The sequence below is a fragment of the Pantoea sp. B566 genome, assembly GCF_024793925.1.
Lineage (GTDB): Bacteria > Pseudomonadota > Gammaproteobacteria > Enterobacterales > Enterobacteriaceae > Pantoea > Pantoea ananatis.
Window position 1 is genome coordinate 4,354,890 of the sequence record NZ_JANUQL010000003.1, and the last position, 24,354, is coordinate 4,379,243.

Annotated in this window: 19 protein-coding genes; 9 read left to right on the forward strand and 10 right to left on the reverse strand. The window is 53.4% G+C overall.

The genetic code is table 11. The features are described 5' to 3' along the window. Window positions 1-43: 43 nt before the first annotated feature. From ldtD to NYE92_RS21950, 3 genes are all read left to right on the forward strand, one after another. Complete coding sequence (gene ldtD / locus NYE92_RS21940) at window positions 44-1,861, forward strand: L,D-transpeptidase (protein WP_078828580.1); 1,818 nt, start codon at window positions 44-46, stop codon at window positions 1,859-1,861. 185 nt (window positions 1,862-2,046) lie between these two features. Further along, on the forward strand, window positions 2,047-2,595 hold the full coding sequence (locus tag NYE92_RS21945; RefSeq protein ID WP_013025254.1) for a YcbK family protein: 549 nt from the start codon (window positions 2,047-2,049) through the stop codon (window positions 2,593-2,595). A gap of 39 nt (window positions 2,596-2,634) precedes the next feature. Then, window positions 2,635-3,264: an MBL fold metallo-hydrolase gene (locus NYE92_RS21950; protein WP_014593331.1), complete on the forward strand. Its 630-nt coding sequence runs from the start codon at window positions 2,635-2,637 to the stop codon at window positions 3,262-3,264. Window positions 3,265-3,305: 41 nt separating this feature from the next. On the opposite strand, the gene NYE92_RS21955 is transcribed toward NYE92_RS21950, so the two are convergent. The 4 genes from NYE92_RS21955 to pncB all read right to left on the reverse strand — a co-directional run bounded on the left by NYE92_RS21955 (window position 3,306) and on the right by pncB (window position 8,879). Next, window positions 3,306-4,496 (reverse strand): amino acid aminotransferase, encoded by a 1,191-nt coding sequence (locus tag NYE92_RS21955; protein ID WP_013025256.1) that lies wholly within the window; start codon window positions 4,494-4,496, stop codon window positions 3,306-3,308. Between the two features lie 210 nt (window positions 4,497-4,706). Continuing rightward, on the reverse strand, window positions 4,707-5,816 hold the full coding sequence (gene ompF / locus NYE92_RS21960) for a porin OmpF (RefSeq protein WP_078828581.1): 1,110 nt from the start codon (window positions 5,814-5,816) through the stop codon (window positions 4,707-4,709). Window positions 5,817-6,116: 300 nt separating this feature from the next. Beyond that, window positions 6,117-7,517 (reverse strand): asparagine--tRNA ligase, encoded by a 1,401-nt coding sequence (asnS, locus tag NYE92_RS21965; RefSeq protein WP_014593334.1) that lies wholly within the window; start codon window positions 7,515-7,517, stop codon window positions 6,117-6,119. A 156-nt stretch (window positions 7,518-7,673) separates the two neighbouring features. Then, window positions 7,674-8,879 carry a nicotinate phosphoribosyltransferase gene (gene pncB / locus NYE92_RS21970; RefSeq protein WP_024470935.1) on the reverse strand — a complete coding sequence of 402 codons (1,206 nt, stop codon included), beginning with the start codon at window positions 8,877-8,879 and terminating at the stop codon, window positions 7,674-7,676. Between the two features lie 284 nt (window positions 8,880-9,163). Here pncB and pepN point away from each other — a divergent pair, with 284 nt between their 5' ends. Continuing rightward, window positions 9,164-11,779, forward strand: coding sequence for an aminopeptidase N (pepN, locus tag NYE92_RS21975; protein ID WP_072137921.1), 2,616 nt, complete (start codon window positions 9,164-9,166; stop codon window positions 11,777-11,779). Window positions 11,780-11,811: 32 nt separating this feature from the next. Here pepN and ssuB read toward each other — a convergent pair whose 3' ends face one another. Genes ssuB through ssuE form a run of 5 tightly spaced genes read right to left on the reverse strand, consistent with a single transcriptional unit; the run spans window position 11,812 to window position 16,073 of the window. Next, window positions 11,812-12,600: an aliphatic sulfonates ABC transporter ATP-binding protein gene (gene ssuB, locus NYE92_RS21980; protein WP_013025261.1), complete on the reverse strand. Its 789-nt coding sequence runs from the start codon at window positions 12,598-12,600 to the stop codon at window positions 11,812-11,814. Continuing rightward, window positions 12,597-13,388 (reverse strand): aliphatic sulfonate ABC transporter permease SsuC, encoded by a 792-nt coding sequence (ssuC, locus tag NYE92_RS21985; protein WP_014606182.1) that lies wholly within the window; start codon window positions 13,386-13,388, stop codon window positions 12,597-12,599. Before ssuC ends, ssuB begins: the two co-directional genes overlap by 4 nt. 10 nt (window positions 13,389-13,398) lie before the next feature. Then, window positions 13,399-14,547, reverse strand: coding sequence for an FMNH2-dependent alkanesulfonate monooxygenase (ssuD, locus tag NYE92_RS21990; protein WP_014593339.1), 1,149 nt, complete (start codon window positions 14,545-14,547; stop codon window positions 13,399-13,401). 10 nt (window positions 14,548-14,557) lie between these two features. Continuing rightward, entirely contained in the window at window positions 14,558-15,511 is a 954-nt protein-coding gene (locus NYE92_RS21995; RefSeq protein ID WP_014606181.1) for a sulfonate ABC transporter substrate-binding protein, read from the reverse strand. Between the two features lie 10 nt (window positions 15,512-15,521). Beyond that, on the reverse strand, window positions 15,522-16,073 hold the full coding sequence (gene ssuE / locus NYE92_RS22000; protein WP_013025264.1) for an NADPH-dependent FMN reductase: 552 nt from the start codon (window positions 16,071-16,073) through the stop codon (window positions 15,522-15,524). Between the two features lie 751 nt (window positions 16,074-16,824). Between ssuE and NYE92_RS22005 the strand changes: the two genes are divergently transcribed. The 4 genes from NYE92_RS22005 (at window position 16,825) to NYE92_RS22020 (ending at window position 21,019) form a co-directional block, all read left to right on the forward strand. Further along, window positions 16,825-17,805 carry a glycosyltransferase gene (locus NYE92_RS22005; protein ID WP_014606180.1) on the forward strand — a complete coding sequence of 327 codons (981 nt, stop codon included), beginning with the start codon at window positions 16,825-16,827 and terminating at the stop codon, window positions 17,803-17,805. A gap of 83 nt (window positions 17,806-17,888) precedes the next feature. After that, a complete protein-coding gene (locus NYE92_RS22010; protein WP_013025266.1) occupies window positions 17,889-19,190 on the forward strand; it encodes a flippase in 1,302 nt (433 codons plus the stop codon). Between the two features lie 134 nt (window positions 19,191-19,324). Next, entirely contained in the window at window positions 19,325-20,335 is a 1,011-nt protein-coding gene (gene pyrD / locus NYE92_RS22015; protein ID WP_014606179.1) for a quinone-dependent dihydroorotate dehydrogenase, read from the forward strand. A 141-nt stretch (window positions 20,336-20,476) separates the two neighbouring features. Continuing rightward, the gene (locus NYE92_RS22020; protein WP_015700640.1) at window positions 20,477-21,019 is read left to right on the forward strand and encodes a cell division protein ZapC; all 543 of its coding nucleotides are present in this window, start codon (window positions 20,477-20,479) and stop codon (window positions 21,017-21,019) included. Between the two features lies 1 nt (window position 21,020). Here the strand turns inward: NYE92_RS22020 and NYE92_RS22025 are convergent, their stop codons facing one another. Then, window positions 21,021-22,130 carry a YcbX family protein gene (locus tag NYE92_RS22025; protein WP_029568576.1) on the reverse strand — a complete coding sequence of 370 codons (1,110 nt, stop codon included), beginning with the start codon at window positions 22,128-22,130 and terminating at the stop codon, window positions 21,021-21,023. 109 nt (window positions 22,131-22,239) lie between these two features. On the opposite strand from NYE92_RS22025, the gene rlmKL reads away from it, so the two are divergent. Continuing rightward, complete coding sequence (gene rlmKL / locus NYE92_RS22030) at window positions 22,240-24,354, forward strand: bifunctional 23S rRNA (guanine(2069)-N(7))-methyltransferase RlmK/23S rRNA (guanine(2445)-N(2))-methyltransferase RlmL (protein WP_013025270.1); 2,115 nt, start codon at window positions 22,240-22,242, stop codon at window positions 24,352-24,354.

Sequence of the window (24,354 nt, forward strand, 5' to 3'; positions counted from 1 at the left end):
GTTTCCTGACAGGCTGCGCGGTAGATCAATGAAGGGGGCAGGGATGTTACTGTATAAACGCTTCAAAATTCATCAGGTTAGTTCGTGGCTGACGCTAGCGCTCACGCTCATTCCCTGTGCAATGGCTCAGGCTGCGATCATCGCCGCGATGCCCGGTACGCACGCGGCGTACGCCACCACATCCGTCAGTGAGAGTCAGCAGAAGATTCGCCAGGCGTTTTCAGGCGACAGCCAGCCTTTTTACGGTGCTTCTCTGGCCGCGCTCTACGCCGCGCGTAACATGCAGCCGATCTGGCAGGATCATGAAGCCGTACAGAAATTTCAGCAGCAGCTGGCGGAGGTTGCCCTCTCCGGCGTGCAGCCGCAGTTTACCCGCTGGGTCGATCGCCTGACCGATCCTGACATCACAGGCTTTGCCCGTGATGTCACGTTGTCTGATGCGATGCTGGGGTATTTGCAGTTTGTCTCCTCGGTGCCTGCCCAGGGAGAAACCTGGCTGTACAGCACCACGCCCTACAAGCTGGCTGTGCCTTCTGTATCCGTGATCAATGCCTGGCAAAATGCCGTCAATGCGGGCAGTTCGGCGGCGTTTGTTAATTCACTGGTGCCGCAGCATCCGCAGTATCCACTCATGCATAAGGCCCTGAAAAGCCTGCTTGAAGATAAACAACCCTGGCCACAAATTAAAAATCGCGACACGTTACGACCTGGACAGGTCAGTGACGATGTGCCGGCGTTGCGGGAAATTCTTCGCCGCAGCGGCATGCTGAGTGCACAGGTAACCGCACCCGCGCCCAATGAGGATGCCGTTCCCACCGCACCCGTTGCCGTCAGCCACAGCGAGCAGCCTGTCGCCGTCAGCCCTTCGGCCGTCACGGTTAACGATATACCTGCTGCGGCACCCGGTGTTCAGGGTAACGTCCAGAATGCTCCCGCTGCGCCCGGCGGTGTGAATGTTTATAACGATGAGCTGGTCGCGGCGGTAAAACGCTTTCAACAGTGGCAGGGGCTGGACGCCGATGGGGCGATTGGCCTGCGTACACGGGAATGGCTGAATGTCTCTCCTCAACAGCGTGCGGCCTTGCTGGCGCTGAATATCCAGCGGCTGCGTTTGCTGCCGGATGATATGCACAACGGCATTATGGTGAACATCCCCAACTATTCGCTGAATTATTACAACAACGGCACTAAAGTGCTGTCCTCCCGGGTCATCGTGGGACGACCAGATCGTAAAACGCCGTTGATGCGAAGCGCACTAAATAATGTGGTGTTGAATCCGCCCTGGAATGTGCCGACCAATCTGGTGCGTCAGGACATTATTCCTAAGGTGAAACAGGACCCAACCTATCTGTATAAACATGGTTACACGCTGCTGTCTGGCTGGAGCGCCGATTCCGAAGTCATCGATCCCAGCATGATTGACTGGAGCATGGTGTCAGCCTCATCCTTCCCTTACCGCATACGTCAGGCACCTGGGCAAACCAATTCACTCGGTCGCTATAAGTTTAATATGCCAAGCTCGGATGCGATTTATCTGCATGACACGCCGAACCACAATCTGTTTCAGCGCGATATTCGTGCGCTCAGCTCGGGCTGCGTGCGCGTGAATAAAGCTTCGGAACTGGCCGGTATTCTGTTGCAGGATGTCGGCTGGAATGACGCGCGTATCTCTGACACGCTCAAGCAGGGCGATACGCGCTATGTACCCATTCGGCATCGCATCCCGGTTAACTTGTATTATTTAACGGCCTGGGTTGCGGATGACGGCAAAACGCAGTTCCGTACAGATATTTACAATTATGATAATACGGCGCGTTCGGCGAGCCAGGTCTTAAGCCGTGCGCAGCAGTTATTACTCTAATAGTTGATTTTCAATCGTTAGTCGTACGGTATGTCCGTTATTCAGTCCTGTCATTCAGGCGGCTTTATCCGGAGCCGCCTTCCAAACTTGCCCATAATGGGTTGACGTGCTACCGCCATAAAGTTATGGTTCGCCAGTACGTTTTTTGCACATGTCTTTGACTCTGCTTTCAGGTAAACCGCTCCATGTCTACAATCGATTCTTTACGTCGCAAACTGCTGCTTTGCGGAAGTGCCGCTGCCGGCCTGGCCTTACTGCCAGAGACCGCGATGGCTTCACTCTCCACTTCACGCCCGCGGATATTAACGCTCAATAATCTTCACACTGGTGAAACCCTTAAAACGGAATTCTTTAACGGTAAAAGTTACGACAAAAGTGAATTGTCACGCCTGAACCACTTTTTCCGCGACTACCGTGCCAATAAAACCAAAAGTATCGATCCCCACTTATTTGACCAGCTCTATCGCCTTCAGGCGCTGTTAGAAACGCGCAAACCCGTCCAGCTCGTCTCCGGCTATCGCTCACTGGCGACGAACAATATGCTGCGGGAATCCGGGCCCGGTGTGGCAAAACACAGTTATCACACCAAAGGCCAGGCGATGGATTTCCACATTGAAGGGGTGACGCTGGCGAATGTACGCAAAGCCGCATTAAAAATGCGTGCCGGTGGTGTAGGATATTACCCCAGCAGCAACTTTGTACATATTGATACCGGTCCCGTCAGGCACTGGTAGTAACGTCGGCAACGCTGCAGGTGCCGACCATGGAGCGTTATGAATTATCACATTATCCCCGTCACCGCCTTCGCCCAGAACTGTTCGGTTATCTGGTGCGAAACCACGCGTGAATCGGCCCTGGTGGACCCGGGTGGCGATGCCGATACCATCAGGCAAACGCTGGCGCAGCTTGATTTGAAGCCTGCACAGATTCTGCTTACGCATGGTCACCTCGATCATGTTGGGGCAGCGGCAGAACTGGCTGCATTCTGGCAGGTGCCGCTGGTCGGCCCGCAAAAGCAGGATGCTTTCTGGCTGGAATCCTTACCTACTCAAAGCCAAATGTTTGGGCTGGAATATTGTGCCCCGTTGACGCCGGATCGCTGGCTGGAGGAGGGGGATACCGTTCAGGTTGGTCAGGTCACGCTTGATGTGCTGCACTGTCCCGGACATACGCCGGGGCACATTGTATTTTTTGATGCCAAAGGCCGCTTACTGGTCTCAGGTGATGTGATCTTTAGCGGCGGCGTCGGGCGTACCGACTTCCCGCAGGGTAATCATCAACATCTCATTGATGCGATAAATAATAAGCTGCTGCCGCTCGGCGACGATGTGACGTTTTTACCCGGTCACGGGCCTGTGTCAACGCTGGGGCGTGAACGTCTGACCAATCCTTTCCTGCAATAAAAAATGGGCCAGAGTGGCCCATTTTTTTATACGCGATGCGCTTAAAGTACGGCGACAATCGCCTCGCACAGTGCAGACATATTATCTGGTGTCATACCGGCAACGTTTACGCGGCCTGAATTAACGGCATAAACCCCAAACTCCTCGCGCAGGCGAATGACCTGATCTTTGGTCAGCCCACTGAACGAGAACATGCCATTCTGCTTGATGATAAAGCTGAAGTCCTGCTGCGCACCTTTATCCGCCAGGGTGTTCACAAACAGTTGGCGCATGCGCTGGATACGCTGACGCATATCAGACAGCTCTTGCTGCCAGATAGTGCGGAGCGCGTCGTTGCCCAGAATCGTGGCCACCACGGCCGCACCGTGTGACGGCGGGTTAGAATAGTTGGCGCGGATGGTGTATTTCACCTGGCTGAATGCGGTGTCGGCCGTCGCGGCATCGCCCGCAACCAGCGTAATCGCACCCACACGTTCGTTATACAGGCCGAAGTTCTTGGAATAAGAACTGGCGACAATCAGTTCCTGATGGCTGGCCGCAAAAATGCGCAGACCTTCAGCATCCTCTTCCAGACCACGGGCAAAGCCCTGGTAGGCAAAGTCAAACAGGGGCAGCCAGCCGTTAGCCAGAGAGAGCTGTGCCAGCTGTTGCCACTGCTCTGCAGTAGGATCGATACCGGTCGGGTTATGGCAGCAGCCATGGAACAGCACCACATCACCGGCTTTCACCTCTTTCAGTGAGGCCAGCATGCCGTCAAAATCCAGGGTATGGTTTGCTGCGTCATAGTACTGGTATTCGCATACCTCAAGCCCGGCGGCATTAAACACGTTTTTGTGGTTCGGCCAGCTCGGGTTGCTCACCCACACGCGCTTAACGGACGTCTGAGTAGACAGGAAATCCGCGGCGACGCGCAGTGCGCCTGTACCGCCCGGCGTCTGTGCCGTGCGGGCTCTGCCCGCCGCGATCAGGGCATTGCCTTGACCAAATAACAATTCCTGCGTGCAGTGCGCGAAATCTGGCAGACCGTCAATGCTCAGGTAATTTTTGCTGGTTTCGTGTTCAAGCAGGTACTGCTCTGCTTTCTTAACGCTGGTGAGCACCGGGGTTTTTCCGGTTTCATCTTTGTAAACACCAATACCGAGATTGATTTTATTGGGGCGGTCGTCGGCACGAAAGAGATCGGCCAGGCCAAGAATGGGGTCAGCGGGTGCAGCAGAGATCGATTCAAACATGAGTCGGGTCCAGTAGCGTGAACTTTAGCAAATGAACCATCAGGTTAACGTCAGCACGGCGAAATGCCAACCGTTTGCGATAAAATTCATCGTCTGTGCGACAGAATTACCCGTTCTAATGTTAACAGTGGGATAGCGCGGGGCTGAGTGCGAGGAAACGGCAATAAAAAACGGAGCCGAAGCTCCGTTTTTTGTACTGCATCAACAAACTTAGAACTGGTAAACTACACCAACACCAACTACGTCATCGTTAGGAATGCCGAGTGGGTTGTTTTTGTCCAGCTGGTTGATTTTGTAATCAACGTAGGTGGCCATGTTTTTGTTGAAGTAGTAGGTGGCGCCCACATCGAAGTATTTGTAGATATCAGCATCGCCGATACCTTCGATGTCTTTGCCTTTAGACTGAACGTAGGCCAGTGAAGGACGCAGACCAAAATCAAATTGATACTGAGCAACCATCTCAATGATTTGAGCTTTGTTTGCAAAGGCAGGTGCGGTAGTTGTTGGGCCAGTAACGATTGAAATTGGTGCTGCATTACGCATTTCACCATACATCGCTGCCAGATAAATATTGTTAGCATCATATTTCAGAGCGGTTGCCCAGCTTTCAGCATGTTTGCCAGCACCAACGATATTACCGTTGGCTGCAACACCCTGAGCCTGCGAGTCAGTACGATCGCTGCTGCTATATGCACCCACAATGCCTACACCGATAGGTGAGGTGTAAGATGTTGATGCACCCCAGCCATCGCCATTTGCTCTACGATCGGCGCGGTTTGCATTCTCATTTTTGCCCTGGTACTGAAGCGCGAAGTTCCAACCATCAACCAGACCAAAGAAGTTGCTGTTGCGATAGGTCAACAGACCGCCGCTACGGCCATTCATGAAGTTGTCTGAGTTACCTGAGTCACCACCGAATACTGGCAGCATATCGGTCCAGCCGATTGCATCATAAACCACACCGTAGTTACGGCCGTAGTCGATTGAACCTGCATCACCGAATTTCAGACCAGCGAAGCCCAGACGGGTTTTGTTGTCAGTTTGCGCATCAGAACCTTCAGAGTTATTGCCCTGAATGTTGTATTCCCACTGACCGTAACCGGTCATCTGGTCATTAATCTTGGTTTCGCCTTTGAAGCCGAAGCGAATATAAGTCTGATCGCCGTCATCACCTGCGTTATCAGAGAACTGGTGACGCGCATCCACTTTACCGTACAGGTCCAGCTTGTTGCCGTCTTTGTTATAAACTTCTGCTGCGTTGGCTGCGCCGGCGGCGAGCAGAGCAGGGATAACCACTGCCAGAATGTTGCGCTTCATCATTATTTATTACCCTCATTGGAGTTATTTGGACACCTGCCACTGCCGTCAAGAAAACTTTACGTGAACCTTGAAAGAAGTTTGGTGTCTCCTGTGTCTGCACGCATCTTTCCATCCCCCATCGGGTAATTCTACTGCGAAAATGCTACAAAAGTCGTAATCTTGTTTCAAATATAAAAAATGTATTACAAAATGTAAAAATAACGGAACTTTGTGAGTCATATCAAAATTTACAAAAATAAAAAAAGGCCGGCGATGCCGACCTCTTTATATATATGAATTTCTTATATTTAATGCTGAAAATCAGAAGCTCGCGTTGCGTGGCGTCCGTGGGAAGGGGATAACATCTCTTACATTTTGTACGCCGGTGACATAGGCGATCAAACGTTCGAAACCTAATCCAAACCCTGAATGTGGCACGGTGCCATAGCGACGGAGATCGCGATACCACCAGTAATCTTCTTTTTTCAGCCCCATCTCTTCCAGACGCGCATCCAGCACATCCAGACGTTCCTCACGCTGAGAACCGCCGATAATTTCACCGATACCCGGCGCTAACACATCCATCGCCGCCACGGTTTTCCCGTCGTCGTTAAGGCGCATATAGAATGCCTTGATATCTTTCGGATAGTTTTTCACCACCACCGGCGCTTTGAAATGCTTCTCGGCAAGATAACGTTCATGTTCAGAGGACAGATCGATGCCCCATGACACTGGGTTCTCAAAGGTCTGCCCGCAGTTCATCAGGATATCGACGGCATCGGTATAATCGACCTGGGCGAAATCGGTGGTAACAAAACGCTCCAGGCGATTAATCGCATCGTTGTCTACGCGCTCGGCAAAAAATGCCATATCGTCTGCACGCTCATCCAGCACGGCTTTGAAGACATACTTGAGCATGGCTTCCGCCAGAGCTGCCGCATCGTCTAATGAGGCGAAAGCAATTTCCGGTTCCAGCATCCAGAACTCTGCCAGATGGCGGCTGGTATTGGAGTTTTCCGCACGGAACGTGGGGCCGAAGGTGTAGATTTTCGACAAGGCGCTGGCATAGGTTTCACCGTTCAACTGCCCTGAAACCGTCAGGAAGGCCTCTTTCCCGAAGAAATCCTCCGAATAGTCGACTTTGCCCTGATCGTTGCGCGGCAGGTTTTCCATGTCCAGCGTCGAAACGCGGAACATCTCACCAGCCCCTTCAGTGTCAGAGGCGGTGATCAGCGGCGTGGAAACCCAAAAGTAGCCGTTCTCATGGAAGAAGCGGTGCAGCGCCTGGGCCAGGGTATGACGAACACGCGCCACGGCGCCAATCAGGTTGGTACGCGGACGCAGGTGTGCCACCTCACGCAGGTATTCGATACTGTGACGTTTTGCCGCCATTGGGTAGCTGTCGGGATCTTCTACCCAGCCCACGACCTCCAGCTTTGTCGCCTGAATTTCGAATGCCTGACCCTGACCCGGAGATGCAACGACCTTACCGGTGACAATGACGGAACAGCCGGTGGTCAGGTGCAGCACTTCGTCCTGATAATTATTCAGAGAATTATTGACGACAGCCTGAACGGGATTAAAGCAGGAGCCGTCATAGACAGCGATAAAGGAAAGACCGGCTTTGGAATCTCTTCGGGTACGCACCCAACCACGTACGGTGACTTCACTGTCAACCGCGACGCGACCGTGCAGTACATCCGCTACAGGCACTACGCTCATAAATATCTCTCTATATAGAAGAAGTGTGTGAATGAATTCCCCAGACTGGGGTGTAGCTATGTTACTTGTGAGTCAACAGGAAACAAGCAAAATTCAGGGGAATAACCGATTTATTGCAGGAAGGCGGGGCGCGATAACGCCCCGATAACAAAGACGCTAGCTGGCTTTTTTAACCAGTGGCAGATCAAAGGCTTTTCTCAGGGCCTTAACGAACGCTTTATCCTGACAGATGGTTTTACCTGGGCTGTCGGAAAGCTTGGCGACCGGCTTACCATTGCACTGCACCAGCTTGATCACGATATTGAGCGGCGTAACGCCAGGAATATCACAAGTCAGGCGCGTGCCGATGCCGAAGACGACGTTGGTACGCTGACCAAAGTGGCGATACAGCGCCAGGGATTTATCCAGATTGAGATTATCTGAGAACACCAGCATTTTCGTGAGCGGATCAATACCTAACTTCTGATAATGGGCCAGCGCTTTTTCGCCCCACTCAACCGGGTCACCTGAATCGTGACGCAGCCCCTGGTAACGGCGGGCGAACACCGGGCCGAAATCGCGCAGGAAGGCATCCATGGCGATACAGTCCGTGAGTGCAATGCCCAGCTTGTCGTCATATTCATCCAGCCAGGCCTGTAAGGCAGCGCGCTGACTGTTCGCCAGTACCGGACTGATTTGCTGAAAAGCCTGGAACCACTCGTGGGCCTGGGTACCCACTGGCGTGAGTGCGAGGCGACGGGCCAGGTCGTAGTTACTGGTGCCCATCAGCCAGGGAAAATCCTGTTTCAGCGTGCTGACGATCGATTCCTGCACATCCTGGGAATAGCGGCGGCGGGTACCAAAATCCATCAGGCGAAAACGTGACATGTCAGTGTCGGCAACCTGAGTCTTAAAGGTAGCGAGTTTCTGATGCAGAAAATCCACGGCCTGCTGGCTGCTGATGGCCGGTGTACGGTGGCGATGGACCACTTCACTGATCAAGGCCAACAGGGGGACTTCCCACATGATCACTTCCCGCCAGGGGCCCTGGATACGAATAGCCAGCTTGCCATGATGATTGCGAACTTCTACCTGCTGCGGGTCGTAGCGAAAATTTCGCAGCCAGTTAAGGTAGTCATCAGCAAAGAAGGGCAGATCAGATAACCAGGCATATTCAGCATCGGTCAGCGCCAGTGCCTGCATGGCGTCAATGGCTGTACGGATCTCGTCAGCATAAAAACCCAGCAATTCGTCGCTACGGCAGCGAAACTCCGCGGCCACCGTGACATCATGGTAACGGTGGAATACGGCTTGCTGCATATGGAGCTTATAAGCATCCGTATCCAGCAGCGAAGTCAGTATCGGGGAAGCATGTCCTGTCATGGCGCGTTTCGGCATCCTGTTCGGTGGCGCAGAGCCCGGTGTATTAAACGTCGTAAAAGACGCAAAAGTATAAATCACTAAGAGACAGCGATCACAGCATATTTCAGGATAGCGAGTCGAGGACGAAATGTGTCATTGTTAACAAATTGTAGCCATTTTACCTGATGTGCACGTTGTGCATGCTAAGCTCGGCGCATCATGCTTAGACGTTTGACGCGTAGGGCTTATACTTGAGTGAATAATGCAAAGACGTTGATGAATAACTACTTAATGCGGGACGGAATATGACGCAGCAGCCACAAATAAAATATCGACACGATTATCGTGCACCAGACTACACCATCACCGATATCGATTTAACCTTTGAACTCGATGAAAGCACCACGCGGGTGACGGCGGTGAGTCAGGTTAAGCGTCAGGGAGACAGCCAGGCTGAACTGCGTCTGGACGGCGAAGATCTGACGCTGATCTCGCTGGAAGTGGATGGACAGGCCTGGACGGCCTGGCGTGAAGAGGCGGGTTGCCTGGTGCTCAGCCAGTTACCGGACAGCTTTACGCTGAAAATCGTCAATGACATTCATCCCGATCGTAACAGTGCCCTTGAAGGCTTATACAAATCGGGTGAAGCGCTCTGTACCCAGTGTGAAGCCGAAGGCTTTCGGCATATTACCTGGTATTTAGATCGCCCCGACGTGCTGGCGCGCTTCACGACCACCGTCATTGCCGACGGCAGCCGTTATCCTTTCCTGCTGTCTAACGGAAATCGCATTGACAGCGGTCAGGACGACAAGGGCCGTAACTGGGTGAAGTGGCAGGATCCGTTTCCTAAGCCCTGTTATTTGTTTGCGCTGGTCGCGGGCGATTTTGACGTGCTGCGTGACAGCTTTACTACGCGTTCGGGTCGGAATGTTGCGTTGGAGATCTTCGTCGATCGCGGCAATCTGGATCGTGCCGACTGGGCGATGACGTCATTAAAGAACAGCATGAAGTGGGATGAGGAGCGTTTCGGCCTGGAGTATGACCTCGACATCTTTATGATTGTTGCGGTGGACTTCTTCAACATGGGAGCCATGGAGAATAAAGGACTTAACGTTTTCAACTCCAAATACGTGCTGGCCAAAGCCGAAACCGCCACCGATAAAGATTATCTGGGGATTGAGGCGGTCATCGGTCATGAATATTTCCACAACTGGACCGGTAACCGTGTGACCTGTCGCGACTGGTTCCAGCTGAGCCTGAAAGAGGGGCTGACCGTGTTTCGCGATCAGGAGTTCAGTTCCGACCTGGGATCGCGTGCGGTAAACCGAATCGATAATGTGCGTATTATGCGCGGCGCGCAGTTTGCCGAGGACGCCAGCCCGATGGCGCACCCGATCCGCCCGGATCAGGTTATCGAGATGAACAACTTCTACACCTTGACGGTATATGAAAAGGGATCAGAAGTGATCCGTATGATGCACACCTTGCTGGGCGAAGCGAATTTCCAGAAGGGCATGCAGCTCTATTTCGAACGTCATGACGGTAGCGCGGCGACCTGTGATGATTTCGTTCAGGCCATGGAAGACGCGTCTAACGTTGATCTTTCCCAGTTCCGTCGCTGGTACAGTCAGTCAGGTACACCTACGCTCTCGGTACGTGATGACTACAATCCGGAACTGGAGCAGTACACGCTTCACGTGACGCAGCACACGCCGCCGACGACCGAGCAAAAAGAGAAACTGCCTCTGCATATCCCTCTGGACATCGAACTGTATGACGGACAGGGTAAGGTCATTCCGTTGCAGCACAACGGTCATCCGGTGCATAACGTGTTGAACGTAACGGAAGAGTTCCAGACCTTTATTTTTGACAACGTTTACTTCCAGCCGGTGCCATCGCTGCTGCGTGAGTTTTCCGCGCCGGTGAAGCTCGACTACAAGTGGAGCGACGCGCAGCTGACGTTCCTGATGCGTCATGCAAGCAACGATTTTTCACGTTGGGACGCGGCGCAAAGTCTGTTGGCGACCTACCTGCGCCTCAATGTCGCGCGCCATCAGCAGGGCCAGCATCTGTCGCTGCCGTTGCATGTCGCTGATGCCTTTCGCACGGTGCTGCTGGATGCCAACAGCGATCCGGCGCTGACCGCTCTGATTCTGTCGCTGCCTGGCGAAAACGAAATCGCCGAACTGTTTGAGATTATCGATCCTCAGGCAATTGCACTGGTGCGCGAAGCTCTGGTTCGTACCCTGGCGCGGGAACTGGCAGATGAATTCTTTGCCGTTTATAACGCCAATCAGCAGGCGGAGTACCACGTTGATCATGCGGAAATCGGCAAACGTTCGCTGAAGAACATCTGTCTGTACTATCTGGCGTTTGGTGATATGGATCTGGCGGATAAACTGGTGCAGGCGCAATACCACCATGCCAATAACATGACGGATTCCCTGGCGGCACTCTCCGCTGCGGTGGCGGCACAGTTACCCTGTCGTGATGCGCTGTTAGCCGACTATGATGAGCGCTGGCACAAGGATGGCCTGGTCATGGACAAATGGTTTATGTTGCAGGCTACCAGCCCGGCGCAGAATGCCTTACTCAACGTGCGCCGTTTACTGTCACATCGTTCCTTCAGTATGGGCAACCCGAATCGCATCCGTTCACTGATTGGCGCTTTTGCTTCGGGTAATCCTTCCGCCTTCCACGCCGAAGACGGCAGCGGATATCGTTTCCTGGTGGAGATGCTGACGGATCTGAACACCCGCAATCCGCAGGTGGCTTCGCGTATGATTGAGCCATTAATTCGTCTGAAACGTTACGATGCCCACCGTCAGGCGCTGATGCGCCAGGCGCTGGAACAGTTACAAGGACTGGATAAACTGTCGGGCGATCTGTACGAGAAAATCACCAAGGCACTGAATGCCTGATAAGAAACGGCGGGCAAATGCCCGCCGTTTCTTTAACGCTGTTGCGCGTAGCGGGGAGGCTTTTCTGCCGCGCCGCGGCGCATCACCCGATCCAGCACTTCGGCTTCCAGCTCTGCCAGACGCGCCGAGCCTCGTCGCCGTGGCCGGGGCAAATCGACCTGCAAATCCAGTCCTATCTGGCCTTCCTCTATCAGTAATACCCGATCAGCCATCGCGACCGCTTCACTGACATCGTGCGTGACCAACAGAACCGTGAAGTGGTACTGCTGCCACAGCGATTCGATGAGCTCCTGCATCTCGATTCGCGTTAAGGCGTCCAGCGCACCCAGAGGCTCATCCAGCAACAGCAGGCCGGGACGGTGAATTAACGCCCGGGCCAGTGCCACGCGCTGTTTCTGCCCACCGGATAAAGCGGCAGGCCAGTCTTGCGCTCTGTCCGCCAGGCCTACCGCTTCCAGCGCCTCCAGGGCGGCTTTACGCCATGCCTTGCCACGCAGGCCGAGAGAGACGTTATCAATCACTTTTTTCCACGGCAGCAGTCGCGCATCCTGGAACATTAACCGGGTTTCTTCACGTGCGGTCTGCAGCGGCGCATTGCCTGCCAGCAGCTCGCCCTGGGTCGTGCTTTCCAGACCGGCCAGCAGACGCAGCAGGGTGCTTTTACCGCAGCCGCTGCGGCCGACTACGGCAACAAACTGGCCGGAAGGAATATGCAGATCGATATGATTCAGAATGGTGCGTTCACCGTATTTTTTACTGACGCCCTTCACACCTACGGGGGTACCCGCATTCAGACGCGCCGGGCTGGCGGAGTTTATCATGCTGTTTTCTCCTGACGTTGATAGGCCGGATGCCAGCGTAACCAGACGCGTTCCAGCAGCAGTGCGCTGACATCAGCCAGTTTTCCCAGCAGGGCATAAAGAATAATGGCGACCATCACCACATCGGTTTGCAGAAATTCACGGGCATTCATGGCCAGATAGCCAATCCCTGCGTTAGCCGAAATTGTCTCGGCGACGATCAGGGTCAGCCACATCAACCCCAAAGCAAAGCGGACGCCCACCATGATGCTCGGTAACGCACCCGGTAAGATCACCTGAACAAACAGGCTCCAGCCGGATAAGCCGTAGCTACGGGCCATCTCAACCAGCCCACGATCCACATTACGAATACCGTGATAGGTATTCAGGTAGATGGGAAACAGCGTACCCAGCGCCACCAGAAAAATTTTGGCTGACTCATCAATGCCAAACCACAGAATGACCAATGGGATCAGCGCAAGATGGGGCACGTTACGTAACATTTGCAGCGAGGTATCCAGCAAACGCTCACCCAGTCGCGAAGTGCCGGTAATTAATCCCAGTACCAGGCCGAGCGATCCGCCAATGCTGAAGCCAAGTAACGCTCGCCAGCTGCTGATGGCGAGATGCTGCCAGAGCTCTCCGCTGACAGCCAACTGCCAAAAGGTCGTCACAATCTTTTCCGGCGCTGGCAGGATACGGCTGGACAACCAGCCGGTCTGTGACGCAACTTGCCAGACGACCACCAGTAACACCGGCAGCAGCCAGGGCACCAGCGCCGCTGAGAAGGATTGACGTAGTCTGGTCATCGTTATCTCCTCAGGCCCGCGCGGCTTTTTTCTCTGGTGTAAAATCATTGGCGACCGCTTCACCGTGCGCCTGAACAACACGAGGCTGAGGAATCTGGGGAATAGCCAGATCCAGATGGGGGAACAGCAGCTCGCCGACGCGATAAGCCTCTTCCAGATGCGGATAACCAGAGAGAATAAAGGTTTCAATGCCCAGGGCTTCGTACTCTTTCATGCGAGCCGCTACGGTAGGCGCATCGCCAACCAGCGCGGTGCCTGCCCCGCTGCGCACCAGCCCAACGCCAGCCCAAAGGTTGGGGCTGATTTCCAGTTTATCGCGGCGTCCGCCGTGCAGGGCGGCCATGCGCTGTTGGCCTACCGAGTCGGTGCGCTGAAAGGCACTTTGCGCTTTGGCGATGGTGGCATCATCCACATTCGCGATCAGCTTATCGGCTGCCTGCCAGGCTTCCTCATTGGTTTCTCGCACGATGACATGCAGCCGGATGCCAAACCGGACTTTTCGGCCCTGTGCTGCGGCTTTCGCCCGCACCTGCTCAATTTTTTCTTTCACCAGCGCAGGGGGTTCGCCCCATGTCAGATAAACATCGACCTGTTCGGCAGCCAGATCCTGAGCGGGCTCTGACGAACCCCCGAACCACAGCGGCGGACGAGGCTGCTGTACCGGCTTAAACATCAGACGCGCACCTCGTACATGCACGTGCTTGCCTTCGTAATCCACCGTTTCGCCTTCCAGCACGCGGCGCCAGACGCGGGTAAATTCGGCCGATTCTGCATAGCGCTCACGGTGGTCAAGAAAGACGCCATCACCGGCCAGTTCCTCGGGATCGCCCCCGGTCACCAGGTTGAACAACGCGCGTCCGTTGGAAAGACGATCGAGCGTTGCAGCCTGGCGCGCCGCCTGGGTGGGGGAAATCACGCCAGGACGCAGCGCGACAAGGAAGCGCAGACGCTGCGTAACGGGGATCAGCGATGCGGCCACCAGCCAGGCATCCTCGCAGGAACGCCCGGTAGGGATCAGTACGCCGCCAAATCCCAGACGATCGGCAGCCTGGGCAACCTGTTGTAAATAGGCATGATCAACCGGACGCGCGCCCTCAGCCGTGCCAAGATAATGGCCGTCACCATGGGTTGGAAGGAACCAGAATACGGAAACACTCATTTTTCTCTCCTTATTGCGTCACGGCCTGGGGATGCCAGATGCGCTCGGCAATCGATACTTTTACGGGAATCAGATGATTGGCATAAAACAGATCGGCGGTTTTCTGCTGCATAGCAACCGTGCGCGCACTGACCGGACTGACCGGGCTGGGTGGACGGTGGTCCAGGTTGCTGGCAATGACGGCCTCAGGCAGACCGATCGATGTCGAAAGCAGATGAATACTCTGGTCACGTTCGCTACGCGTCAGGGCTTCGGCATCACTAAAGGCTTTTAACGTCGCTAAGACGAAGTCATTGTGTTCCTGCGCAAAATGGCGGGTTGCAAGGTAGAACGGCCCCGTCTGGTTCAGCGTGGTGCCGTCTTTCAACACGCGGACATTGCCCTGAAGCAGTACGGCAGAATAGTAGGGGTCCCATATTGCCCAGGCGTCCACGTTACCCTGCTGGAAAGCGGCGCGCGCATCGGCTGGCGTCAGATAAACCGGCTGGATATCTTTGATACTGAGACCTGCTTCTTCCAGCGCACGCAACAGCAGATTGTGCGAGCTGGAACCCTTTTGAAACGCCACCTTTTTGCCTTTGAGATCGGCAACCGACTTCAACGGACTGTTCTGGCTGACCAGGATGACCTCAGCTTTCGGCTTAGGCGGCTCTGAGCCGATATACAGCAAATCCGCCCCGGCTGCCTGGGCGAAAATAGGCGGAATGTCACCAGTGCTGCCAATATCAATACTGTTAACGTTCAGCGCTTCCAGCATTTGCGGTCCGGCCGGGAATTCGATCCATTGAATACGGGTAGCAGGGAAACGCTTCTCCAGCAGCTGATGCTCCTTGGCCAGCACCATACTGACCGATCCTTTTTGATAGCCGATGCGAACCTGTGCAGGGGCGGGTTCTGCGGCATTCACCTGTGCGCCTGCCACGAACATCCCTGCCATTAACCACGCGCTGATTATTCGTTTCATCATTGTTTCCTTACACAGCCAGGGCAACGGGCTGATGACGTCGGGACAGCGCCAGCCAGAATGTGTGCACCGCTTCCTCCAGACGGGTAGCCAGTACCGGATCCAGTTCCGGCTGGCGATCATAGTGATGAATTTGTTTATCTTCGGCGTAAACACCATGAAGCACTTCTTCGGCTTTCAGGGCGTTTAATACGGGCTTGAGTGCGTAATCCAGGGCCAGCATATGGCCAGCGCTGCCCCCGCTGGCTAACGGCAGCACCACTTTGTGGGCCAGCGCGCGTTCAGGTAACAGATCCAAAACGGTTTTTAGCGCGCCCGAGAAAGACGCCTTATAAACCGGCGTGGCAATAACCAGGCCATCAGCCTGAGCCAGGTCTTCGCTCAGGGCGAGAATAGCCGGGGAATCGAAGCGGGCGTTGATCAGATCCTCAGGCTGAAAGTTATGAATATTCCAGGGAATAACCTCAACACCGGATGCTTCCAGTTTGCGCTGGCACAGCGCTAATAACGATGTGGACCGTGAAGGAAATCTCGGACTACCTGCCAGGGTGAGCACTCTCATTACGACTCCTTATAACTGAAAGTTATTGATTATCTTTTGTTGAGAACTGATGCTTTCATCCTGGCAGAGGCGACGGCACGGCTTAAATGATTTTTCTGACAATCTAAAGGTGAAAACCGGCAAAAGGCCTGAAGCGAGACCGCCGCGTCTCTGAGAAAGACCTGATGCGACAAATCTTAAAAACGCCAGGACGGGCGAGTCGATACATTAATCCGGGTGAATAAAATTCGTTTAAACCTGGAAATCCGTACATTTGGTTACTTGAGTATCAGAAAAGTGAAACATTCAGGTGAAACGAAAAACACGCCTTTCGCTTTTTTAAATTCACAGGAGGAAGGAAAAAAAAAAGAATTAAAATTCAACGTTATTTAACGCGATGGCGAGAGGGGATTAGGAATAGTTGCATCAGGCGGTGCGTGTTAAGTGCAGCAGTCTGGCGAAGTTTTTAACAACAATTCATTTTTAGTTACAGATGTCCGGCCTGAAACCCCCCTGAACAGACGGCCGTGCCTAAATGGTTCCTCAACGGGGAGATGATTATCAGCGAGCTATTCTTCAGATTTTCTAACCATGGTTTTTGTCACATTCGGACCCTGTTGAGATTGAGGCAGGCATTTTAGTCATTCAGGCAGTAAAATGTCTCTGCTCAATGTAAGCGCCTGTTATTTTAAAATTACTATTCGCCTTTGGTCAGTGCCTGTCTCGGGCTGGTGGATTTATTTGTCCTTTTCTAACAGCAGAGAAAACCTGTATGTCTGACATCCTGTTATCGGTCATTATTCCCACTTACAATGTTGAAAAATATATTGTCGAATGTGTGGATTCATTATTAAGACAAATTAGCGCGCCAAACGAAATTATCATTGTTAACGACAGTTCTACCGATGGAACCGTGGCGTTAATTGAACAGCACTATGGCCATCTTCCTCAGGTGAAACTGATCACTATTGCCAACGGTGGCGCAGGTAATGCGCGTGATAAAGGCGTTGAGGTCGCTGAAGGGCAGTTCGTTTTCTTTTGCGACCCGGATGATGTGGTGGTGGAAGGATTCGTCAATGAACTGGCCCAGGTTGTCGACAATTATCCCGATACCGATTTATTTTGTTTTAATTCCAGCGCTTACCGCGAAGACAAACCGGACGTGACGTGGCCAAAAGTCAGGCATAACCTGACCGGCATTCAGAAGCCACAGGATGTCCTGCTAAGTTTGCTGCATAATGGCTCCTATACGTCGGCGGCCTGGAATTATGTGGTAAGAAAAACCGTTATCCAGCAGCATCATTTGCGCTTCGTCGATCGCGTGCATGAAGATCACAAATTTACCTTATCGGTATTTATGCATTGCCAACAGGCATGGGTCACTCGCCAGACGTATTACAAACAGCGTATCCGCGTTGGATCACTGACTAACAGCAGTAAAAGTCCATCCTTTTTCGCCCAACGTTACAATGCGTTTATTGCCACCTATGACACCTTATGTTGTGCGCAGACCCAAAGTGAATTAAAAAAGGCGCTGGAAAAAGCTTACCTTATTCACTCCTTCCGTTTAATGATCTATCTGTCGCTCTACAATCAAACGCCTGTACCGGAATATGTGCTCAATGCGATTCGATATCTGGGGCGCCGAATTAAAGCCGGCAGCCTCAAAGAATGGCTGCTGCTTAACCGTCCGGAAACCTTCATTTTATTGCAAAGCCATAAAGTGAAGAAAGAACTCAAACGCGTTCCGTAATTCCTAAAAATGGGACCTGATGTTGTTTGCACCTGAGCGAAATGAGAAGGTGAGACATGCAATGTGTATAAGGTTGTTGCGACATGGCAAAAGTGCTCGATAAAAGTTTAGTAGTGAATATCTTATCTTTGCTGGCGTACCGGGGAGCCTCGTTCCTGTTTCCGCTGGCGACGCTCCCCTATCTGGCGCGCGTGCTGGGGGTGGACCATATGGGGATTCTGGCGCTGGCGATTGCCTGCGTCCTTTACTGCAGTACCATCTCCGACTGGGGATTCAATGTTTTTACTACCAAGGACATTGCCCATCACCGTGACGATAAGGCACGTGTTACCCAGCTTTTTTGGTCCACCTTTAACGCCAAGCTGATGCTGTTACTGGTTACCAGCGGTACGTTACTCACTGCGACGTGGTTTAATCCGTCCTGGCATTCGCTGTTCTTTATTATTCTGGCCAACTGCACCACCTTAATCGGCTCACTGTTTTCGTTTGGCTGGTTAATGCAGGGCTTCGAAAAGCTGGGCAAAACCGCAGTGATTGCCACTTTTGGTAACTTTTGTGCCATTCCGCTCACGTTCCTACTGGTTAAAACGCCGGACGATACCTGGCTGGCTGCGTTGATACCGGGCGCGGTATCGATCATCAATGCCATCATTACGCTGAAGTTTGTGCTGGAAATGAAGGTGATTGGCGCGTATCGCTTTGAACCACGCGAAATCAAACAGCGCATTACCGACAGTGCCGATGTCTTTATTGCCATCGCAGGTGCCAATCTGTTTAACAGCGTAAACGTCGTGATTCTGGCGTCGTTTACCTCGCACTATATGGTGGGGATCTATAACGGTGCGGACAGGCTGCGCAAGGCCGCCAACTCGGTGCCGGAGCAGATTGGTAGCGCGTTTTTCCCCCGCGTAAGCCACTTATTTGGGCGTGATAAAGCCGCTGCAGTGGCGGCGACGCGCAAAAGCCTGATGCTGTCGTTTGCGTTGAGCCTGTCTATCGTGATCTTCACCTGGCTGTTTGCCGATGAGGTTGTCGCACTGCTGTTAGGGAAAGACTTCCTGCCGTCAGCGGATGTGCTGCGCGTCTTTGTACTCTGCTTCCTGTTTGGCAATATTGCCTATCCGGCGGGCCTGCAGATTTTGATTCCGCATGGACTGGCGCGGCAACGTATGATGGTAATGATGGTTGCGGGGGTGGTTAACGTCCCGGTGTGCTGTCTGCTGGCATGGAAGTTTGGGGCCATCGGTGCGGCCTGGTCGATGGTGCTGGCCGAGGTGCTGGTCTGTATTGGTATCTTCGGCATTATGGTGCGGCATAACATCTGGCGCGACTATGCTTTCCCGGACAGGCTGAATTCCCGTACAGCAAACGATTCCGTTGTGTAAGATCAAAACGACTTTAAACAGTCTCCCGACTTAGCGCCCCGCGATTTACTTTTGCGCCAGAGCACCTTACCATTCTGGCGCACAATTTCCCGTGCACTGATTTTCACCATCGCTTCCGTCTTCCAGGAGAGTGCATGTTTTACTCAATTGTCCGACCGGCGTTGTTCAGGCTCGATCCTGAACGTGCGCACCATCTCACCTTTCAGCAATTACGCTTTATGAGCGGCACGCCGCTGGAAATGATCATTCGCCAGCATTTACCCTCGCGTCCGGTTACCTGCATGGGGCTGACCTTCGACAATGCTCTTGGCCTGGCGGCGGGCCTGGATAAAAACGCCGAGTGTATTGATGCATTTGGGGCAATGGGGTTCGGCTTTGTGGAGGTCGGAACAGTCACGCCGCGCGCGCAGGCGGGCAATGACAAGCCACGCATGTTTCGCTTAGTGGAAGCCGAAGGGATTATTAACCGCATGGGATTTAATAATCTCGGCGTTGATAACCTGGTTGAAAACGTAAAAAAATCCCGCTTTAAAGGCGTACTCGGGATCAATATTGGCAAAAATAAAGACACACCCGTGGAGCAGGGAAAAGACGATTATCTGATCTGTATGGAGAAGGTGTACGCGCACGCCGGTTATATTGCGATCAATATTTCATCACCCAATACGCCGGGTTTACGCTCGTTACAATATGGTGAGGCGCTGGACGATCTGCTCATTTCCATAAAAGCCAAACAGAAAGATCTGGAAAAACGGCATCTCAAATATGTGCCGGTGGCTGTTAAGATCGCGCCGGATCTTTCTGAAGACGAATTGATCCAGGTTGCCGACAGTTTAATACGTCACCAAATTGATGGTGTCATTGCGACCAATACCACGCTCGATCGTTCTCTGGTAAAGGGCCTGAAATATGGCGAAGAAATCGGTGGATTAAGTGGTCGTCCGGTACAGTCGCGCAGTACCGCCGTCATCCAGCGACTGTCGCAGGAGTTACAGGGAAGATTGCCCATTATTGGCGTAGGCGGTATTGATTCGCTTACTGCTGCGCGTGAAAAAATAGCAGCGGGCGCGACGTTGGTTCAAATTTATTCTGGCTTTATTTATAAAGGGCCCGGTTTAATTAAAGATATCGTGACCCATATCTAAGACATTCGCCATAATAATGCGCCGGGGGGTTTATTTATCCCTCCGGCTCGTTTATATTTTGTCCTGTTGCACGATTTTTCAGCATGCATTTTTATTTTATGGATTTTTAGCTTTAGCGCAGCGGTAAATACAGGGCACATGATGAAAATTAAACCCGATGACAAATGGCGTTGGTTCTACGACGCAGAGCACGACCGTATGATGCTCGATCTGGCTGACGGTATGCTTTTTCGTTCCCGCTATGCACGTAAAATGCTGACCCCTGATGCTTTCACCGAATCCGGATTCTGTGTTGACGATGCGGCTCTTTATTTCACGTTCGAAGAGAAGTGTCGTCAAAGCCCGCTAAGCAGCGACCAGCGTGCCGAGCTGGTTTTAAATGCGCTGGTTGCCGCACGTTTCCTGAAGCCACTGATGCCGAAAAGCTGGCATTTCTCCGCGCACCGCCAGCCTATGCAGCCTGCGGTGGGTGAGATGGTGGCGGTGACGCTGGCGGACAGCGGCGAGCAGGCGCGTCTGCTGGTGGTTGAAAACGGTGATAATGCCGCACTCTGCTTACTGGCACAGCCCGCTCTGACGCTGGCGGGCAAGGGGATGGTGCTCGGCGATGCGATTAAAGTGATGAACGATCGGCTACAACCGCACCAGCAGGAAAAAACCACGCGCTATGCGCGCGCGGTGTAATTCAGATCACCTCGATATCGCTTGCAGGAATACAGCTGCAACTCAATATAGTGCCATCGTGACGGATGGCGCTTTGCTTTAAGGCGTTCACCTTTCCCGCAACCAGCGTTATTTTACAACTGCCGCACAGACCCGCCCGACACGAATAGGGAATGCGAAAGCCCTGGGCTTCAAGCTGCTCAAGTAAGACCTGCTGATTATCACCGCTGAAACGCTGGCCCTGCCAGGTGATGGTTACCTGCGCGGCGGGTTGCCGTTGCGGTTTCAGTGTTTCAGTCACCTCTCCTGGACCATAGGCGCGCGGCGACTGGCGTTTCAGTATCCTGACGTCGTCGCCAGCGCGAATAATACCGCTGTTGAGCGCGATCAGATTCAGGCCAAAATCAATGTCCCCGCTGCCGTCCTGCGCTGTCCGAAAGCCCTGCAGCGTGGTCAAAGGTTGCCCCTCAGGATGCTTCTGACCACTTTCCACGCCAATCGTGGTAAAAACACAGCGGCTACAGGGTTTTGGAACGGCGAAATTAACCTGACCGATAGCGATCTCCGCCCAGCTGTCTTCATCCCACGCAGGTGCGCCACTCACGACCAGGTTTGGCCTGAATTGTTCGATTCGCACGCTGGCGGGACAGCGCTGCTGTAAATCCTGCAGCGAAGCACTGTTCACGAGCAGGTAGGGATATCCATCGGCAAAGCCCAGTGGCACATCGGTAAAACGTTTGACGCGGCGTGAAGGCTGCGGTCCGACCCAGCGTAGCTGCACCGGTCGTGGAAAGAACGCACTCAGCCACTGGTTGATCGTCTCGGGGGCGATTCGTGAGGTAAACGTATTGCCCCAGACCTCCGTGGGCTGCTCAGCATGGGTAAAGTCGGCAAAACGAATGAGTGACTGGCTCCCGTCGGGGGCCTGTAAGAACAGACCGTCTGGCGTAATCGCCGGCGTGAACTGCACCATCTCCGGAAACTGACGCGCCGTAATAAAGGTTCCGTCAGGTTCGGTCACCATAAAAATACGGTCATAGGTTAACCCGCTACTGGCAGCCCAGGCATGTGAGACCTGCAACCCGCGCATGGATTTTACGGGATGGATAAATAAGCGGGAAAGCGTGATCATGAAAGTCTCCAGAAGCGGGCGCGCAAGACAAAAGAAGCTAACTTTATGACATAGGTCTGCGATTCGCTATAATGCGCAACAATTTTCTCAAGAGTAAAAAAGTGACGATATGAATTCTCTGTTTGCCAGCACGGCGCGTGGGCTCGAAGAGCTGTTAAAAAATGAGCTGGACGCGCTGGGCGCGCAGGATTTGCAAGTGGTACAGGGAGGCGTTCACTTCAAGGCCGATGACCGCGTAATGTACCAAAGCCTGATGTGGAGTCGTCTGGCTTCGCGTATTTTGCTGCCTCTGACCGAGGTCGGCGTTTACAGCGATCTCGATCTCTATCTTGGCGTGCAGGGCATTGACTGGCCCGCCATGTTCGGTAGCGACAAAACCTTCGTGGTGCACTTTAATGGCACCAACGATGAGATCCGTAACAGCCAGTTTGGCGCGCTGCGCGTCAAAGATGCGATTGTCGACAGTTTTACCCGTCGTAACCTGGCACGCCCGGACGTCGATCGTGAACAGGCCGATATTCGTATTAACGTCTGGCTTGATGACGACCGCGCCAGTATAGCTCTGGACTTAAGCGGCAGTGCCCTGCATCAGCGCGGCTATCGTCAGCAAACGGGTCAGGCGCCGCTGAAAGAAAACCTGGCCGCAGCGATTGTGATGCGTTCAGGCTGGCAGCCGTCCACGCCGCTCATCGATCCGATGTGTGGTTCAGGCACGTTACTGATCGAAGCTGCGCTGATGGCCTGCGACCGCGCGCCGGGTTTACTGCGTAACCAGTGGGGCTTCACGGCATGGGCCGGTTTTAACGAAAGCCTGTGGCGCGAGGTCAAGAGCGATGCTCAGGCCCGTGCCCGTGCCGGGACGGCGGCGTGCCAGGCGCGCTTTTTTGGTTATGACAATAATGGCCGGGTGCTGGAATGGGCAAAAGCGAATGCACGTCGTGCCGGCGTTTTTGAACTGTTCACCTTTGGCCAACAGGATTTGCTGAAGCTGCAGAATCCTCTTCAGACTGAGGTGACGGGAACGGTGCTCAGTAACCCACCTTACGGTGAACGTCTTGAAAGTGAGCCTGCGCTTATTGCGCTGCACAGCCAGCTTGGCCGGTTGATGAAGCAGCACTTCGCCGGCTGGAATCTGTCGCTGTTTAGCGCATCGCCCGAACTACTGAGCTGTCTGCAACTGCGTGCCGACCGTCAGTTCAAAGCCAAAAATGGCCCGCTGGACTGTGTGCAGAAAAACTATCAGCTGTCGGCGAACAGCGCTGAGCGCGGTAATCAGATTGCTGAAGATTACGCGAACCGCTTGCGCAAAAACCTCAAGAAGCTGGATAAGTGGGCGCGCCAGGAAGGTATCGAGTGCTACCGCATTTATGACGCCGATCTGCCGGACTATAATGTGGCCGTGGATCGCTATGCGGACTGGGTGGTGGTGCAGGAATATGCGCCACCCAAAACCATCGACGCGAATAAAGCCCGGCAGCGCCTGTTTGACGTGATTAGTGCCACGCTGAGCGTGCTGGAGCTGCCGTCAAACCGCTTAATCCTCAAGACGCGCGAACGTCAGAAGGGCAAAGCGCAGTATCAAAAGCTGAGTGAGAAGGGCGACTATTTTGAAGTGCAGGAATTTAACGCCCGTTTCCTGGTGAACCTGACTGACTATCTGGATACGGGATTGTTCCTCGATCACCGTATTGCCCGCAAGATGCTGGGTCAGATGAGTCAGGGCAAGGATTTCCTGAACCTGTTTGCTTACACCGGCTCTGCCAGCGTGCATGCGGGTCTGGGCGGCGCACGCTCTACCACCACCGTGGATATGTCGCGTACCTATCTGGAGTGGGCAGAGCGTAACCTGCGGCTGAACGGCCTCACCGGTCGTCAGCATCGCCTGCTGCATGCCGACTGCCTGAGCTGGCTGAACGAGAGCGACGAAAATTTCGACCTGATCTTTATCGATCCGCCCACGTTCTCTAACTCAAAACGTATGGAAGAGAGTTTTGATGTGCAGCGCGATCATATGATGCTGATGCGTAACCTGAAACGGCTGTTGCGTAAAGGCGGTACTATCATGTTCTCGAATAATAAACGTGGTTTCAAAATGGATCTGGATGGCCTTAACGCATTGGGGCTCCAGGCTCAGGACATCACTCAGAAAACCCTGTCACAGGATTTTGCGCGTAACCGCCAAATTCATAACTGCTGGCTGATCACTCATGCTGGTAAGGAATAA